The following is a 16589-nucleotide window of genomic DNA, read 5'->3' on the forward strand; positions in this document are numbered from 1 at the left end:
CATTGAATGCTTTAAAAAACATTTTAAAACTTAACCATGAAGGCACTAGATGGATTGTGTATCATATTCTATTCAAGCGTAATATCTTGTAGTTCACTCGATGCTGCTTGCAATATCCTCATTTAACCCAATATTTTTCTACTCGCCCATTTAACAGAGTTTCCATGCCTGAATTACCTGAAGTTGAAACCACGAAAACCAGCTTGCTCCCTTTGCTGAATCAAAAAGTACTTTCTGTTCAAGTCAATAATTCAAGTCTGAGATGGCCTATACCAAATGATGTAAATCAATTGGTCGGTCAACGACTAATAGGGCTAACACGTCGATCCAAATATATTTTGGCACAATTTGAAAATGTGACCATGTTATGGCACTTGGGCATGTCAGGAAGCTTTCGTTTGAGTGATTCATGTGATGCGTTGAGAAAGCATGATCATTTCATCATTCAATTCGATGATATCCAATTACGCTACCACGATCCTCGTCGTTTTGGTTGCATTTTATGGCTAGATGATCATGCTCAATCCAAACTTTTAGATACGCTTGGCCCTGAACCTTTAAGTGAAGCTTTTAATGCGGACTATCTAGAGCAGAAATTTAAAAATAAGAGTGTTGCAGTCAAAGTTGCAATTATGGATAACCACATTGTTGTGGGTGTTGGAAATATTTACGCAACTGAAAGTCTGTTTAATTTGGGCATTCATCCTGCACAACCCGCCTCTAGTCTTACACGGTCACAAATTGAAAAATTTGTCATTGAAATCAAACGAATCCTTAAACAAGCAATTGATTTAGGCGGATCTACTTTACGTGATTACACCAATGCCATGGGCGAAAATGGCTACTTTCAACAAACGCTATTGGCTTATGGGCGCGCTGGTGAAATGTGCATCAACTGTGAAACAACTTTAGAAAATATTAAGCTCGGGCAACGTGCTTCTGTTTTTTGCCCTGAGTGTCAACCGCTTAAGCGACCTCAAGCCTCAAATAATCCTGTATCAAAGGTAAAATCCAAATGAAATCAGCAATTGTTCGGCATATTTTAGTCAAAGATAAAGACCTGTGTATCCAACTTAAACAAAAGCTTAAAGACGGTGCTGATTTTGCTAAAATTGCTAAGCAACACTCAACTTGTCCCTCAGGAAAAAAAGGAGGGGAATTAGGTGAGGTAAAGAAAGGACAATTGGTTGGTCCTATCGATAAGGCAGTTTTTAGTTTGGCTGAACGTGAATTACATGGACCAATTAAGAGTCAATTCGGCTGGCATTTACTCGAAATTAAATTTCGTATGGATTTTTAAACTTCCTGGATTTCCCTCTCCTTTTAGGAGATGAGAAGCATCGCTTCGCAAGGGAGAGCTAAGAATCAATACCTCCCAGCCTCCCTTTGACAAAGGGGGATTTCGGGCGATTTTAAAAAAATGATGAGATATAAAAAACGGCGCATTTAGCGCCGTTTTCATTGTAAAAGCATTAACCTTTACGTTTTAATTCGTCACGAATTTCACGAAGTAATTCGATATCTTCTGGAGTAGCTTCAGGTGCTGGAGCTTGCTCCTCTTGCTTACGACGCATTTTATTCATCAATTTCACTAACCAGAATACCACCCATGCAAGCAGGATGAAGTTGATGAGAATCGTCAAGAAATTACCGTAAGCCAAAACATTTAAACCCGCTTCTTGAGCGGCAGCAAGCGTTGTAAGGTTATTTGGATTATCTCCTAATACAACAAACCAGTTTGAATAATCAACATCACCGCCTAAGATCCAACTGATAATTGGCATGATGACATCTTTCACCATTGAATCGATGATTTTACCAAACGCCCCACCAATGATCACACCGACCGCCAGATCCATTACATTGCCTTTCACGGCAAATTCTTTAAACTCTTTAATAATGCTCATTTTTTCTCCAAAATTTTTTCTATGCATTAATGTGACATAATATACATTATTCTTAATGATATTTCCGTCTAAACTCGTTGGTTTTCCACCAAAATCATAAGTATCTCTGTTTAAATAAACAAGATCTTGTCCAAATCAACTACAACAATTCAACAACTTTTATTTCATATCTTAAATGATGTAGTCAAGATATAAAAAAACCGCTCTTTTGAGCGGTTTTTTTATTTAAATCAATTAAGATTTATTACGTTTACGTTCGTTTTCAGTCAACCAACGCTTACGAATACGAATTGATTTAGGTGTAACTTCAACAAGCTCATCATCTTGAATAAATTCAAGTGCTTGTTCTAACGTATATTCAATCGCAGGAACAAGTGTTAATGCATCATCAGTACCTGATGCACGAACGTTTGTTAATTGTTTCGCTTTAGTTGGGTTTACAACCATATCGTCAGAACGAGAGTTAATACCAATAATCATACCTTCGTAAACTTCTAACTGAGGTTTAGCAAATAGACGACCACGGTCTTGTAAACTGAACAATGCATAGCCCAAGCATGTACCTTGAACCATAGAAATCAACACACCGTTTTGACGTTTTGCAACAGAACCTTGTTTCATTGGTCCATAGTGCGAGAAACTTGAGGTCATGATACCAGTACCTGAAGTCATGGTCATGAATTCTGAACGGAAACCAATCAAGCCACGTGAAGGTACAGTTGCTTCAATACGAATACGACCTTTACCGTCGACTTCCATATTGGTCATTTCACCTTTACGGTTACCCATTTGTTCCATTACAGCACCTTGATGCTGTTCTTCTACGTCAAATGTTACGTTTTCGTATGGCTCTTGCATTTCGCCGTCAATCTCTTTCAAGATTACTTGCGGACGAGATACACCCATCTCGAAGCCTTCACGACGCATGTTTTCGATCAATACCGAAAGGTGAAGTTCACCACGGCCCGACACTTTAAAACGGTCAGGACTGTCAGTATCTTCTACACGAAGTGCTACGTTGTGAATTAATTCGCGATCAAGACGTTCACGGATGTTACGTGAGGTCACAAACTTACCTTCTTTACCGGCGAATGGTGAGTTGTTAACTTGGAATGTCATCGATACTGTAGGCTCATCTACAGAAAGCGGTGGCAATGCTTCAACATGTTTAGGATCACAAATCGTGTCAGAGATATGAAGTTCGTCCATACCTGTTACACATACGATGTCACCTGCAGAAGCAGATTCAACGTCAATACGCTCCAAACCATGGTAACCCATGATTTTTAAGATACGACCGTTACGTGTTTTACCATCTTTGTCGATTACCGTTACAGGTGTGTTCAATTTCACTGAACCACGTTGGATACGACCAACACCAATAACACCAACGAAGCTGTTATAGTCAAGTGAAGACACTTGCATTTGGAATGGACCATCAACATCCACTGCTGGCGGCTCAACGATGTCTACGATTGTTTGGAACAACGGAGTCATGTCTTCAGCCAATTCTTCTGGTGAAGGACCTGCTACACCACGAAGACCAGAAGCATAAACCACAGGGAAGTCTAACTGTTCGTCAGTACCACCAAGGTTATCAAATAAATCGAATACTTGATCGATTACCCAGTCAGGACGCGCATTAGGCTTGTCAACTTTGTTGATAATTACGATTGGTTTCAAACCACGTGCGAACGCTTTTTGCGTTACGAAACGAGTTTGTGGCATTGGACCTTCTTGTGAGTCTACCAAAAGAAGTACACAATCAACCATCGACATTACACGTTCAACTTCACCACCGAAGTCGGCGTGTCCCGGGGTATCCACGATGTTGATACGGTATTCAGTATCAGTACGTTTATCTAACCATTTGATTGCAGTATTTTTTGCAAGAATGGTAATACCACGTTCACTTTCAATAGCGCCTGAATCCATGACACGCTCGATCTCACCCGCGCGTTCACCCAAAGCACCTGATTGTTGTAAAAGTTTGTCGACAAGAGTCGTTTTACCATGGTCGACGTGTGCGATGATGGCAATATTACGGAGAGTTTTAATATCTGACATGTAAATTCGATACGCTTTAAATTTGAGGGCAAATTATACAGAAAAATCCTAAACTTTTATAGTGACTGTTTCTTTACAATTTCATTTTTTTTTGACGAATGGTTATGTTTCGGTTTTGTAAACCCATGTAACTCGATTAGAATGTCGGCACTTTCGCTTAATCTAGATGGTATAGACCATGTCTGCTCCCGACCAATCTCAAGAACCGAAACTCGATCTTGTTTATGGTTTAGACGATAAACCAAAACCGTTCATCGCTTTTCTCGCTGCCATTCAGCATTTACTTGCCATTATTGTTCCGATTGTTACTCCTGGTCTATTGATCTGTTTGGCTTTAGGTGTTTCTAAAGAAGATACAAACATGATCCTCTCCATGTCATTGGTGATTTCAGGTATTGCGACATTCTTACAAAGTAAAAAGGTTGGTCCTTTCGGTGCAGGCTTACTGATTGTTCAAGGTACAAGTTTTAACTTTATCGGTCCTATTATTGGGATTGGCTCAGCAATGGTTGCCGCGGGAACTCCAGTTGAAACTGTTATGGGTTCAATTTTTGGTGTCGTGATTGCAGGCTCATTCATTGAAATGGGCGTTTCACGCATATTACCATGGGTGAAAAAACTCATTACTCCACTTGTGACTGGTATTGTTGTACTTCTCATTGGCTTAACCTTGATTAAAGAAGGTTTAATCTCAATGGGTGGTGGTTACCAAGCGATGGGGAATAATACTTTTGCCAATACAGACAATCTCATTATGTCTTGTACTGTTTTGGCATTAATCATTCTCTTAAACCGCTTAAATGTTACATGGGTCAAGAGTAGTGCGATATTAATTGCACTGATCGTAGGTTATGCGTTAGCAGGCTTCATGGGCCATTTAGATTTTTCTGGCTTAGAAAATGCACCTTTGGTTCAAATCCCTACACCAATGCACTTTGGCTTAGACTTCTCTTGGAGTTTATTTATACCAATGGCATTTATTTATCTGGTTACTTCATTAGAAGCGATTGGTGATATCACCGCGACCTCTAAGTTGTCTAATCAGCCTGTTGATGGTCCGAAATGGATGGAGCGCATTAAAGGTGGTGTACTCGTCAACGGTGCAAACTCCTTACTCGCAGGCTTATTTAATACTTTCCCGAGTTCTGTTTTTGCTCAAAACAACGGAGTAATCCAATTAACTGGTGTCGCTAGTCGCCATGTGGGTATATGGATCGCCGCTCTATTAGTTATTTTGGGTTTACTACCAGCAGTGGCTGCCATCATCCAAGCTGTTCCTCAAGCTGTACTGGGGGGCGCTGTCATGGTGATGTTTGGGGCTGTTGCAGCATCCGGGATTAATATCCTTTCTGGTATTCAGCTTGACCGCCGTGCATTGCTTATTATTGCAATTTCACTTGCTCTTGGTTTAGGTGTTGCTCAAGTTCCACAGATTCTTGAACATATGCCTGAACTCATTCGTAATATATTTAGCTCTGGTGTAGCAACTGGCGGCATTGCAGCCTTGATCTTGAACTTCGTTCTACCTGAAGCAAAGAAATAATTTAGATTGAATCAAAGACTGCCCAGCATTGTCTGGGCTCTTTTATTCTGTGGAGAAATATATGGTTCCTCAAAGTGAAGTTGTTATTCGTCAACATAACTTTCTGAAAGGTCGAATATTATTAGTCAATGCGCCAACTGATGACTTAAGCACTCAGCTCGATAAAAATATTCAGACTTCAGTATGGACATGGAATTATAACGACTTTCTATTTTTCCAAAATCAAAATATTCCTGTTCATTTTGGGACGGATATCCCTCAAGCAGAATATGATCAAGTCATTGTTTTTGTGCCTAAAGCCAAAGAGCTTTTGAATTACTTACTACACTGTGTGATATTAAAACTCGGTCTTGGTGGATCAATTTTTCTTGTGGGTGAAAAGAAAGGTGGCATTGAACGAGCAGCAAAACAACTCGTTCCATTTGGCAAATGTGTCAAACTAGACAGCGCTCGTCATTGTCAAATGTGGCAATTAATAATCGATCAGACTCCTACGCCTCGAGCTTTAGAAAATTGGGCTCAACAATATACAATTCAAACACCGAATGGCGAATTACAGATTTATGCTTTACCTGGTGTATTTAGTCAAAATAAACTTGATATTGGTACAGCTGTATTTCTCCCCTACCTCAATCGAGTGAGTTCAGGTAAAATCGCTGACTTCGGTTGTGGTGCTGGCATTATCAGTGCATATTTAGCCAAATTGAATCCCAAAAATCGTATTTTTGCGCTTGATGTGGATGCTTTTGCGCTCGCCTCCACCCGCCTAACATTTGAAAAAAATAATTTGTCACCAGAACAGCTCGAAATCAAAGCTGTGACTGGCATTGAAGATGCGCCACTATTTTTACATGCCATCGTCAGTAACCCTCCTTTCCATCAGGGTATATACACTGATTACAATGCGAGTGAGAATCTTTGTAAGACATCACGTCGCCATCTAAAATCTGGTGGTGAACTTTGGATCGTGGCAAATCGTTTTTTAAACTACCCAACTCTCATTGAGCAAAATTTTGGTCAATGTGAAACTTTGACTGATCAACAAGGCTTTAAAGTACTGTTTGCAAGTACTCAAAAGAAATCATAAGGAACTTTCGATGAGCGAAACCGGTCAACTTAAGCGAAAGCTTGGAGCACGCCATCTTAATATGATCGCCATTGGTGGTTCTATCGGTACAGGACTATTCCTAGCTTCGGGTGCAACAATTGCCAATGCTGGCCCTGGTGGTGCATTACTTGCCTATTGTTTAATTGGCGTAATGATTTACTTCCTCATGACCAGCTTAGGCGAACTCGCAACACACAATCCAACATCAGGTGCTTTCTTCACTTATGGCACCAAATATGTCGAAGGTGGATTTGGATTCGCACTAGGATGGAACTATTGGTACAACTGGGCGATAACCGTCGCATTTGAACTTGTTGCAGTTCAATTCATCATGAAATTTTGGTTTCCTGATATCCCAGGTTTCTATTGGAGTGCCATTTTCCTTGCTATCGTTTTTGGTATTAATGCCTTAACAGTCAAAGGTTTTGGTGAGTCTGAGTTCTTTTTCTCACTCATTAAAGTTCTTGCCATAATTGCATTTATCATCATTGGAATTTTCATGATTGCCAAAATCATGATGACACCCAATGTTGCAACTTTCGCAAATTGGTCAAAGGGAGAAGCGCCATTTGTAGGTGGTTTGTCGGCATTAATTGGTGTTGCGATGATCGCAGGATTCTCATTTCAAGGTACTGAAATGGTTGGTGTTGCCGCTGGTGAGTCGAAAGATCCGAAGAAAACCATTCCTATTGCGATTAAACAGATCTTCTGGCGTATTCTCTTATTCTATATCGTATGTATTTTTATTATCGGTACATTGATTGCGTATGATGATCCTCGTCTAATGCAAGCTGCTTCAGATGAGAATATTGCATTATCACCTTTTACTTTACTCTATGAACAAGCAGGCTTTGCTTTCGCTGCAAGTGTCATGAATGCGGTCATTCTTACGGCTATCCTTTCTGCCGGAAATTCAGGAATGTACTCTTCCACACGAATGCTGTTTGATATGGCAAAAAATGGAAGTGCACCCAAAGTTTTCTCCAAACTTGATGGTCGCGGTGTACCAATGAATGCACTTTATGCTACGACAGCAATCGCAGCACTATGCTTCTTGACGACATTTATTGGTGAAGAGGAAGTATTTAATTGGCTTCTGAATATGTCTGGTATGTGTGGCTTTATCGTATGGCTCGGTATCGCAATCTCTCATTACCGATTCAGGAAAGGCTATTTGGCTCAAGGATATAAGTTAGAAGATTTAGCATATCGTGCAAAATTTTTCCCTTTTGCACCGTGGTTCGCTTTTATTTTGTGTGCAATCGTTGTGTTAGGTCAAAATTATCAAGCCGTACTTGATGGGGAGTGGATCGCAGTAGTCTCCACATATATTGGGATCTTCTTATTCTTAGCAATATGGCTAGTTTATAAGTTCAAGTACAAAACCAAGTTGATTCAATATCAAGATATGGATGTAAAACCAATTCAAGTCGATCAAGACTAATAAAATAAAAAAACAGCTCAAATTGAGCTGTTTTTTTATTGTTAGATTCTGATCTTATTGTATTTTTAAGGTTAAATTCACTCGACGATTCAATGCTCGACCCTCTTCTGTCGTGTTATCCGCAATTGGCTGATTTGGGCCATAGCCTTGTGTCGAAATTTGTTTAGGATCAACATTATATTGCATCACCAATTCATTACGCACAGCATTTGCTCGCTCAAGAGATACTTTTTGATTCGCTGATACTGACCCTCGATTATCTGTATGTCCATCCACTTGAAGTATAAAACTTTTATTCTGCGCCAGAATTTTTGAAGCTGCTGTTAAATAAGGTTCATATCGGACATCTATTTGACGGGAATTGTGATTAAAATACAGCGGTAGACCTTGTTTTAATTCATTTAGTATCTTTTGATCCAAGTCTTGTACACTATTAGTTGATTGTATCTTTGTCGTTGCACAAGCTGTCAAAGTTAAAGTAATGCATAGGCTTGCTATTAAACTATATTTCATCTTTATTCTCATTGTGTTGTTGATTATATTTTGTGAAATATATCACATTTATAAAAAATGGGTAAAAAAAACAGCTCCGAAGAGCTGTCTTTTATAATCTATTAAAGATTATTGAGCTGCTGCTTCAGGTTGAGCAACTACTGTACGGCTACCAGAAATCGTAGCGAATACACGACGGTTCATCGCACGACCTTCTTTAGTTGCGTTGTCAGCAATTGGTTGATCCCAAGCGAAACCTTGAGTCGCTAAACGAGAAGCGTCAATGTTGTATTCACTTACAAGAGCAGATTTCACAGAGTTAGCACGAGCTAAAGATAAACGTTCGTTCAACGCACGCGGACCAGTATTATCAGTGTGACCTTCAATACGAGCAGTTGCATTTGGATATTCGTTTAATTTTTCAGCTACTTTAGCAATTTCAGGCTTGTACTGATCTTTGATGTTAGACTTGTTCGTATCGAAGAATACGCGAAGTTCCATGTTAAGATCTTCAGTCAACTCTTGTGGAGCTGGTTGAACTGGAGCTGGAGCTGGTTGAACTGGAGCAACTTCTACTACTTCAGCAGCTGGCTTCAAGTGACCGCCTAAAACTACGTTAAGACCAGCAAGTGCTGTGTAGTTCCAGAAATCTTCGTCGATGTTATAAGTTGCACGAGCTTCTGTACGAACAGATAGAGCATCGTTCAAGCGCCAGAAAGCACCCACACCCGCATTACCTAAAGTACCTTCATCATCTTTAAGATTTACACCATCGTATTCATATTTGTAGTGACCAGCACCTAAAAGAACGTACGGCTTAATTTTGCTGTCATAGTTCTTAGTGATTAAATCAGAAGTAACATAGAAGTTACCATTGATTTGAGTTTGCTTGTACTCGCCAACATCAGTACCAGTAATTGTGCCTTCGATATCACCTTTTACTTGGTTATATTCAGCTTCAAAACCTAACCATGGAGTAAGCTCAATACCTAACGCAGCACCAACGAATAAATCGTCTTGTAATTCGATATTGCTGTCAGATAAATGATCAGCAGCACCGTTATTATGTTGAGTGTCTTGGAATGTGTAACCCACTAATAGTGGAGTAACAGTTACACCAGCATTAGCAGCAGCGAATGGAGCAGCAACAAGCATAGCAAGTGCGATACGACTCAATTTCATGGATATCCTCCAGAGATAACAATTGTTTTTCAAGCTCAGCCTAAAATAATTATGGCTTCCTGAGATAGGCTTTTTTATACCCCAGTATTTTTTTTAAGCTACTCATGTTGAATCATACAAACACTTAAAGTGAATTCCAAGTGTTTGATTACTTTAATCAAGTAAATTATTGACAAAATTACTTACAATTTCCGTTGTAATTCGGTAATTTTTTACTCAATTTATCAGCATGAATAACTTATCTTTTCATTTTTGGTATATTAACAGCATTCAAAGGTGATAGTAATCATTTTTTAGCACTTCAGCTTATAATACAACTTCACCAAGATTATCTATAAATTCAAATAATTAACAAATACTAGAAGCTTTAAAATGTATTCCTATTGTAAATCTCTTGCTTTTACCCTTTTAGAACTCATTTTCACGATCGTCATTATTAGTATTCTTGTGATGATAGCACTCCCTCATTATCATGAATTTCGTGAAAATCAAGAAAGGGCGCAAATTCTTAGCACGGTACGGCAGGCCATCAGCCAAGCTAAAGCCAATGCTGTAAGTTACCGAAGCCCTGTGATTATCTGTGCTTCTCAAGATTTAAAATCGTGTACGAACAGTCAATGGCATAAAGGGTTTATCATCTTTCTAGATCAGAATCACAATCAAGAATTCGATCCTCACGAAAAGCTTATTCAAGTTACTACGACTGATTATCAATATGGTGATTTTAGTTGGAGAGGTGGTGTTACCAGTAGGAATACAATCACCTTTCAACCAGACTCTGGTTTACCACGTGGATCAATGGGACATTTCAAATACTGTGCACATTCAAATAAATCAAATCTAATCGTTAGACTATCAATGATGGGACAGACTCGTCTTGAAGAAACTAAGACATGTGAATGACAACTTATCAGTCACATTTTACACACTATAGCCAATATTAATTGGCCTGATATTACATATACTCAAGCTGTAAAACAAAGCTAAATAAATTGGAGAGAATAATGACTGATATCGTCATCCTTAATGGTGCACGTACAGCAATGGGCGGCTTTCAGGGAAGTTTATCAAGTGTGACTGCACCAGAACTGGGTGCAGCGACCATTAAAGAGGCTATCTCACGCTCGGGTTTGCAGCCAGCAGACATTGAAGAAGTCATTATGGGTTGCGTTTTGCCTGCAGGTTTAAAACAAGGCCCTGCTCGCCAAGCCATGCGCAAAGCTGGTCTACCTGACTCGACAGGTGCAGTGACAATCAATAAATTATGTGGGTCAGGCATGAAAGCTGTGATGCAAGCAGCTGATATGATTAAAGCTGGTTCAGCAAATTTTGTGGTTGCAGGCGGTATGGAGTCTATGACCAACGCTCCTTACGTCTTACCTAAAGCACGTGGTGGTTACCGCATGGGTCATGGTGAAATCAAAGATCATATGTTCTTCGATGGTTTAGAAGATGCTGAAACTGGTCGTTTAATGGGCTCATTTGCTCAAGATATGGCTAATACCAAAGGTTACACCCGTGAGCAAATGGATGACTTCGCAATACGTTCATTAAGACGCGCTCAAACTGCGATTACTGAAGGCTACTTCAACGATGAAATCGTCCCTGTTACTGTGTCAACACGTAAAGGTGATGTCATTGTAGATAAAGATGAGCAACCTTTTAACGCAAACATCGATAAAATCCCAACACTTCGCCCAGCTTTTGCTAAAGATGGTACGATCACTGCTGCCAATGCCAGCTCGATCTCTGATGGTGCTTCAGCCTTGGTTATCAGCTCATCTGAGCAAGCACATGCAAAGGGTTTAAATCCTTTAGCCAAAATTGTGGCATATGCTTCTAATTCACAACATCCGTCTGAATTTACGATTGCACCAGTCGGTGCAATCCAAAAGGTTCTCGATAAAACAGGTTGGGATGTCGCAGAAGTCGACCTTTGGGAAATCAACGAAGCTTTTGCAATGGTCACGATGTGTCCTATTGATGAGTTCAAACTCGACCCTGAAAAAGTAAATATCAACGGCGGAGCATGTGCTTTAGGACATCCAGTAGGATCTACAGGTTCACGGATTATTTTAACGTTAATCCATGCACTTAAACGCACAGGTGGTAAACGTGGTATTGCTGCGCTTTGTATCGGTGGTGGCGAAGCAACTGCAGTGGCGATTGAGTTAATCTAAAGCTTCTAAAGCCCCTCCTCTACAAAAAGAAGGGAAATAAAAAAGCCTCTGCTTAGCTAGAGGCTTTTTTATAATCTCAATTCAAAGCATAACTTTGAATTATTAGACTTAAAGAATTTCTTTACGTAGTTGCTCTGGAGATTTCATTGACAATAAGCCTGGTGCAACGTCAAATGCAGTTTTCGCGCCATATTGACCCATTTGATTCATGCGGTAGCATGCACGTGCATAAGCCACAAGTACACTTGCAGTAAACTCAGGATTGCTATCTAATTTCAACGAAAACTCCATTACTTGAGTCTGCTCTGCACTACTATTACCACTGCGAATGACAAATCCACCATGGGGCATACGATTATGCTCGTTACGAAGCGTTTCTTCATCAATGAAGTTCACAGTCGTGTTGTACTCTGCAAAATAGTCTGGCATGGTCACAATCGCCTGCTTTACGGCTTCAGCGTCAGCACCATTTTCAAGCACAACATAACATTCACGAGTATGCTTTTCTTTAGTGGTTAATACAGGACGTGAACCACTACGAACTTTATCAATCGCATCTTGTGATGGAATAGTATATTGAACACCTGCTTTAACACCCGCCACACGGCGAATCGCATCTGAGTGACCTTGACTCAAACCCTTACCCCAGAAAGTATAGGTTTCACCATCTGGTAATAATGCCTCACCAAATAGACGATTAATTGAGAACATGCCTGGATCCCATCCAATCGAAATCATTGCCGTTTTTTTGTTAGCAAGTGCAGGCTCATTCACTGCTTCAAAAAACTCAGGAATACGTGCATGCGTATCAAAACTATCTACTGTGTTGAATTTACTTGCCAATTCTGGTGTTTGTTTTGGAAGATCATCTTTAGATCCACCACATAAGATCAACACATCAATTTTGTCTTGAAGGTCATTTAAGTCATCCATATGAAAAACTTTCGTGTCACTAAAGCAAGGAGACACTGATTCAGGTGCACGGCGTGTAAAAATTCCCACAAGCTCTAAATCTGGGTTCTTTTGAATTGACGTTTCAACGCCACGACCGAGGTTGCCATAACCAACAATACCAATACGAATCAAATTTTGCATAACAACTGCTTCACTATTTAAATGATGGCAAGATCACTAGACTGAGTACTAAACATATACCGCAAAACAGTCTGATTGAATGGAGAAAAACCCGCACCAAAAATGATCAAATGAATACTAACATACTACAATAAACTGCACTTTTTTGGAGCAAATTTATCATTTAAATCAGTGTTAATCGATCAATTGAATCATATAAAAAACCGCTGCACTAAAGGCTTTGTCGCTATATATTTCTGAATGAATTAAAAAATTCTGCTCTAAATAGACTTATGATTAAACTTTGACCTTCTATGTGTCATTTTGAATAGCGCTTAGGCTGAACTATGAATACCGAAATCTTGTTTCCATCAAATAAAAAAAACTGAACCTAAGTTCAGTTTTTTTATCACTTAATAAAATTAAGCACCCGTTTGATAATTTGGTTTTGGTACAGCGGTGGACGCTTGGTAAGGTTGAGTAAAGTCGTTTAAACCTGCTGCTGCTTCTGCAATATCTTTACCCTCTTTAATCACAAAAGTATCGAAACCAGAACGCTTCATGTAGTTCAACACGTCTTTGAATACATCACCTATTGCACGAAGTTCGCCTTGGAAGCCTTGGCGACGTAACAATGCGGCAAATGAATACCCACGACCATCATTAAAACCTGCAAACTCAATAAAAATTGCATCAAGCTGATCAAGTGGGAATTCATTGTTTTCAGGTGAGGCATCTACGGTTAGGTAAAGTGCTTTTTTACCTGAAACATTGGCAAGCTGGTCTAACTGCTCCACCGTTAAAACCACATCACCTTGTGGCAATACGCCATCTTCACCAATCAGTTGATAAGTATTGTCTGCAATCGTGCCATCCTTAGAGAGCACTTGTAGTGCGGTATTAAGCATATGCACGCTCCTTAAATGGTTGAATGCCGACACGGCGATAAGTATCAATGAACTCTTCACCTTCTTGACGTAAATCAAGATAAGTGTTCAAAATTTCTTCCACCACATCTGGTACTTTTTCAGCAGCAAATGATGGTCCTAAGATGTCACCGATTGAAGCATCATGGTCTGCATTACCACCCAATGTAATTTGGTAGAATTCTGCGCCTTTCTTGTCGACACCTAAAATACCAATATTACCCACATGGTGATGACCACAGGCATTCATACAACCTGAGATGTTCAAGTCTAATTTACCTAAGTTGTAAATCGTATCTAAATCATCAAAACGGCGTGAAATCGCTTCAGAAATCGGAATAGATTTCGCATTTGCCAACGAACAGAAATCACCACCTGGACAGCAGATAATATCAGTTAAGAAACCAATGTGCGCGCGAGCCAAGTTATTCTTTTCAAGAATCGCCCAAAGCTCAAATAAATCTTTTTGCGGTACATCGACAAGGGCAATGTTTTGCTCATGCGTGGTACGCAATTCACCAAAAGTGTACTTATCCGCAAGATCAGCAATCAAGTTCATTTCTTCAGTAGTCACGTCACCCGGTGCAACGCCTGCACGTTTCAATGAAATTGTTACGATGCGGTAACCTTTCACTTTGTGTGCATTGGTATTGATGTTAAACCATTGTTTGAATTTCGGATGTGTAGCAAACAGTTCTGAGAAGTCTTCATCTGCATAATCTTGGTACGCAAATGGTGTGAAGTTCTGGTCCATTTTCGCCAGAGTGTCTGCATCAACTTTTAAAGTTTTAATCGTATGTGCAAATTCAGCTTCAACTTTTTCAGCAAAAACTTCAGGTGTTAAAGCTTTTACCAAGATTTTGATACGAGCTTTATATTTGTTATCACGACGACCGTGTAAGTTATACACACGAAGTACTGCTTCTAAGTAAGCAATAAGGTCTTCACGTGGCAACCACTCTTTGATCACAGCACCAATGATCGGTGTACGACCTAAACCACCGCCAACCATGATTTTGTAGCCCATTTCACCCGCTTCATTGCGAACGATATACACTCCGATATCATGAAATGCTGTTGCAGCACGGTCGATTTCAGCAAGTGCAGAAACTGCGATCTTGAACTTACGTGGCAAGAATGCAAATTCTGGATGGAAAGTTGACCACTGACGAATCAACTCACATGTCGGTCTTGGATCTTCAATTTCACCAGCAACGACACCTGCATATTGGTCTGTTGTTGTATTACGAATACAGTTACCAGATGTTTGAATCGCATGCATTTGAACTGATGCCAACTCTTGCAACATGTCTGGCACATTTTCTAATGCTGGCCAGTTAAATTGAAAGTTTTGACGAGTAGAAACGTGTGCATAACCACGGTCATACGCTTTAGCGAGTTCAGCAATTTTACGAAGCTGTTTAGAGTTCATCAAACCATAAGGTACAGCGACGCGAAGCATCGGCGCATAACGCTGAACATATAATCCATTTTGTAAACGTAATGGACGATATTCATCTTCAGTAAGCTTTCCAGCTAAATAACGTTCCGTTTGATCACGGAATTGTGCAACACGTTCATTGATCAGTTGCTGATCGAAATCAGTATATAAATACATGGCGTACAGCTAGTAGTTTAATTTTAACGAAGCACAGCATAGCTTTTATTCATCTATCAATAAAATGCGTTTTTTACATATTTAATAGCGGTTTTATTGATATGTAATCACTCGAATCACTGATATATAGACAAGCTCTGGATTCCAGTACTTATTCCACATAAAGATTTTATTTAACCATTCTTAGCACATAAATTCATATAGATAGTAAATTTGTTCTTTATTAAAAATTATCCGATCGTGATGTATGTATTTTCCCAGTACCCTTCTTTAAATTGACCCTCAATCAATTGCACATAACGACCATGCACATGATCAATGGCAATACAATCATCAACGTCCAAAACCCGATCTGTATGCTGTTTTTGCCAATCTTTTCCAAAGAATGATTTTCCACGCTCTTTAGCCGATGAACTATTTAAAGCGGGTACTAATACATAACGATGTAACTCTCCGAACTCATTAACGTGGTACCCACCTAAATTAATCAACCAGAGTTTCATTTCGTTTTCATTAGGAGCTGCATCTGTAAAATGGATTTGGAATTGCTGCTCATTATACTCCACTCCATTTACCTTCGCCCAAGCATCAATATGTAAACCTTTCTGCTCACCAAACCAAGCATTTTTGAGTTGAGGATAGACTTCTTCAAGTGAATCCCCAACAGCCAAAACCACATCATGCACTTCAGTATTGGCACGTGCATGACGACCACCGAGCATTACAAGAAATAGGCTTGGCATGGTTGATTTCCTTTGGCTTTGACAAGACCATTAATCATACCTGAATTTGGATTTGCCACTACTGAAAAGAATGGATTGGCTGTGTTACTGATTTTTATACAGGGTTTAAAGATTAACCTGACCAATTCAACGATAATGGATACGTGGTGGCGACATGGATGTCCCCCGTTGAGCAGTATTACAAGAATGTAATATCTGCTCAACAGAAAGCCTTCGGTTACTTTGGGCTTTTCCAAAGTAACGTAAAAGTAAGTCCATGAAATAGCTCTTCAAATCTGAATCTCAAATAGATTCACACTCCAAAC

At 39.6% G+C, this 16589-nt stretch carries 15 protein-coding genes; 7 read left to right on the forward strand and 8 right to left on the reverse strand.

Annotated elements, in window-relative coordinates; genetic code table 11:
- Nucleotides 1-164 precede the first annotated feature (164 nt).
- Nucleotides 165-1019: a bifunctional DNA-formamidopyrimidine glycosylase/DNA-(apurinic or apyrimidinic site) lyase gene (mutM, locus tag AC1M9K_RS10485; protein WP_481589232.1), complete on the forward strand. Its 855-nt coding sequence runs from the start codon at nucleotides 165-167 to the stop codon at nucleotides 1017-1019.
- The gene (locus tag AC1M9K_RS10490) at nucleotides 1016-1300 is read left to right on the forward strand and encodes a peptidylprolyl isomerase (protein ID WP_180028291.1); all 285 of its coding nucleotides are present in this window, start codon (nucleotides 1016-1018) and stop codon (nucleotides 1298-1300) included. The genes mutM and AC1M9K_RS10490 overlap by 4 nt, the downstream gene beginning before the upstream one ends.
- 172 nt (nucleotides 1301-1472) lie before the next feature.
- Here AC1M9K_RS10490 and mscL read toward each other — a convergent pair whose 3' ends face one another.
- Together mscL and typA are read right to left on the reverse strand one after the other, a co-directional pair.
- Entirely contained in the window at nucleotides 1473-1907 is a 435-nt protein-coding gene (gene mscL, locus AC1M9K_RS10495; protein ID WP_481589233.1) for a large conductance mechanosensitive channel protein MscL, read from the reverse strand.
- Nucleotides 1908-2141: 234 nt separating this feature from the next.
- A complete protein-coding gene (gene typA, locus AC1M9K_RS10500) occupies nucleotides 2142-3974 on the reverse strand; it encodes a translational GTPase TypA (RefSeq protein ID WP_035270590.1) in 1833 nt (610 codons plus the stop codon).
- A gap of 178 nt (nucleotides 3975-4152) precedes the next feature.
- Here typA and AC1M9K_RS10505 point away from each other — a divergent pair, with 178 nt between their 5' ends.
- From AC1M9K_RS10505 to AC1M9K_RS10515, 3 genes are all read left to right on the forward strand, one after another.
- Nucleotides 4153-5517 (forward strand): uracil-xanthine permease family protein, encoded by a 1365-nt coding sequence (locus tag AC1M9K_RS10505; RefSeq protein WP_035270592.1) that lies wholly within the window; start codon nucleotides 4153-4155, stop codon nucleotides 5515-5517.
- A 61-nt stretch (nucleotides 5518-5578) separates the two neighbouring features.
- Nucleotides 5579-6604 (forward strand): methyltransferase, encoded by a 1026-nt coding sequence (locus AC1M9K_RS10510; RefSeq protein WP_481589234.1) that lies wholly within the window; start codon nucleotides 5579-5581, stop codon nucleotides 6602-6604.
- A 10-nt stretch (nucleotides 6605-6614) separates the two neighbouring features.
- Nucleotides 6615-8069, forward strand: a complete 1455-nt coding sequence (locus tag AC1M9K_RS10515) for an amino acid permease (RefSeq protein WP_092767523.1) — start codon at nucleotides 6615-6617, stop codon at nucleotides 8067-8069.
- Nucleotides 8070-8123: 54 nt separating this feature from the next.
- Here AC1M9K_RS10515 and AC1M9K_RS10520 read toward each other — a convergent pair whose 3' ends face one another.
- The gene (locus AC1M9K_RS10520; protein WP_171260707.1) at nucleotides 8124-8582 is read right to left on the reverse strand and encodes an OmpA family protein; all 459 of its coding nucleotides are present in this window, start codon (nucleotides 8580-8582) and stop codon (nucleotides 8124-8126) included.
- Nucleotides 8583-8690: 108 nt separating this feature from the next.
- Nucleotides 8691-9743 carry an outer membrane protein Omp38 gene (omp38, locus tag AC1M9K_RS10525; protein WP_092767527.1) on the reverse strand — a complete coding sequence of 351 codons (1053 nt, stop codon included), beginning with the start codon at nucleotides 9741-9743 and terminating at the stop codon, nucleotides 8691-8693.
- Between the two features lie 372 nt (nucleotides 9744-10115).
- On the opposite strand from omp38, the gene AC1M9K_RS10530 reads away from it, so the two are divergent.
- Together AC1M9K_RS10530 and AC1M9K_RS10535 are read left to right on the forward strand one after the other, a co-directional pair.
- Nucleotides 10116-10646 carry a GspH/FimT family pseudopilin gene (locus AC1M9K_RS10530; protein WP_092767530.1) on the forward strand — a complete coding sequence of 177 codons (531 nt, stop codon included), beginning with the start codon at nucleotides 10116-10118 and terminating at the stop codon, nucleotides 10644-10646.
- 101 nt (nucleotides 10647-10747) lie between these two features.
- Nucleotides 10748-11923 (forward strand): thiolase family protein, encoded by a 1176-nt coding sequence (locus tag AC1M9K_RS10535; protein WP_092767533.1) that lies wholly within the window; start codon nucleotides 10748-10750, stop codon nucleotides 11921-11923.
- Between the two features lie 108 nt (nucleotides 11924-12031).
- Here the strand turns inward: AC1M9K_RS10535 and AC1M9K_RS10540 are convergent, their stop codons facing one another.
- The 4 genes from AC1M9K_RS10540 to AC1M9K_RS10555 all read right to left on the reverse strand — a co-directional run bounded on the left by AC1M9K_RS10540 (nucleotide 12032) and on the right by AC1M9K_RS10555 (nucleotide 16284).
- On the reverse strand, nucleotides 12032-13018 hold the full coding sequence (locus AC1M9K_RS10540) for a diaminopimelate dehydrogenase (RefSeq protein WP_092767536.1): 987 nt from the start codon (nucleotides 13016-13018) through the stop codon (nucleotides 12032-12034).
- A 401-nt stretch (nucleotides 13019-13419) separates the two neighbouring features.
- Nucleotides 13420-13905 (reverse strand): DUF934 domain-containing protein, encoded by a 486-nt coding sequence (locus tag AC1M9K_RS10545; protein WP_092767538.1) that lies wholly within the window; start codon nucleotides 13903-13905, stop codon nucleotides 13420-13422.
- A complete protein-coding gene (locus AC1M9K_RS10550; protein WP_092767540.1) occupies nucleotides 13898-15541 on the reverse strand; it encodes a nitrite/sulfite reductase in 1644 nt (547 codons plus the stop codon). Before AC1M9K_RS10550 ends, AC1M9K_RS10545 begins: the two co-directional genes overlap by 8 nt.
- 230 nt (nucleotides 15542-15771) lie before the next feature.
- Nucleotides 15772-16284, reverse strand: coding sequence for a DUF1543 domain-containing protein (locus AC1M9K_RS10555; RefSeq protein ID WP_092767542.1), 513 nt, complete (start codon nucleotides 16282-16284; stop codon nucleotides 15772-15774).
- Between the last annotated feature and the right edge of the window lie 305 nt (nucleotides 16285-16589).

Source organism: Acinetobacter sp. 24-47-67, from assembly GCF_056779735.1.

Coding starts and splice junctions, on each gene's coding strand:
- mutM (WP_481589232.1), top strand. CDS start 165: ATGCCTGAATTACCTGAAGTTGAAACCACGAAAACCAGCTTGCTCCCT.
- AC1M9K_RS10490 (WP_180028291.1), top strand. CDS start 1,016: ATGAAATCAGCAATTGTTCGGCATATTTTAGTCAAAGATAAAGACCTG.
- mscL (WP_481589233.1), bottom strand. CDS start 1,907: ATGAGCATTATTAAAGAGTTTAAAGAATTTGCCGTGAAAGGCAATGTA.
- typA (WP_035270590.1), bottom strand. CDS start 3,974: ATGTCAGATATTAAAACTCTCCGTAATATTGCCATCATCGCACACGTC.
- AC1M9K_RS10505 (WP_035270592.1), top strand. CDS start 4,153: ATGTCTGCTCCCGACCAATCTCAAGAACCGAAACTCGATCTTGTTTAT.
- AC1M9K_RS10510 (WP_481589234.1), top strand. CDS start 5,579: ATGGTTCCTCAAAGTGAAGTTGTTATTCGTCAACATAACTTTCTGAAA.
- AC1M9K_RS10515 (WP_092767523.1), top strand. CDS start 6,615: ATGAGCGAAACCGGTCAACTTAAGCGAAAGCTTGGAGCACGCCATCTT.
- AC1M9K_RS10520 (WP_171260707.1), bottom strand. CDS start 8,582: ATGAAATATAGTTTAATAGCAAGCCTATGCATTACTTTAACTTTGACA.
- omp38 (WP_092767527.1), bottom strand. CDS start 9,743: ATGAAATTGAGTCGTATCGCACTTGCTATGCTTGTTGCTGCTCCATTC.
- AC1M9K_RS10530 (WP_092767530.1), top strand. CDS start 10,116: ATGTATTCCTATTGTAAATCTCTTGCTTTTACCCTTTTAGAACTCATT.
- AC1M9K_RS10535 (WP_092767533.1), top strand. CDS start 10,748: ATGACTGATATCGTCATCCTTAATGGTGCACGTACAGCAATGGGCGGC.
- AC1M9K_RS10540 (WP_092767536.1), bottom strand. CDS start 13,018: ATGCAAAATTTGATTCGTATTGGTATTGTTGGTTATGGCAACCTCGGT.
- AC1M9K_RS10545 (WP_092767538.1), bottom strand. CDS start 13,905: ATGCTTAATACCGCACTACAAGTGCTCTCTAAGGATGGCACGATTGCA.
- AC1M9K_RS10550 (WP_092767540.1), bottom strand. CDS start 15,541: ATGTATTTATATACTGATTTCGATCAGCAACTGATCAATGAACGTGTT.
- AC1M9K_RS10555 (WP_092767542.1), bottom strand. CDS start 16,284: ATGCCAAGCCTATTTCTTGTAATGCTCGGTGGTCGTCATGCACGTGCC.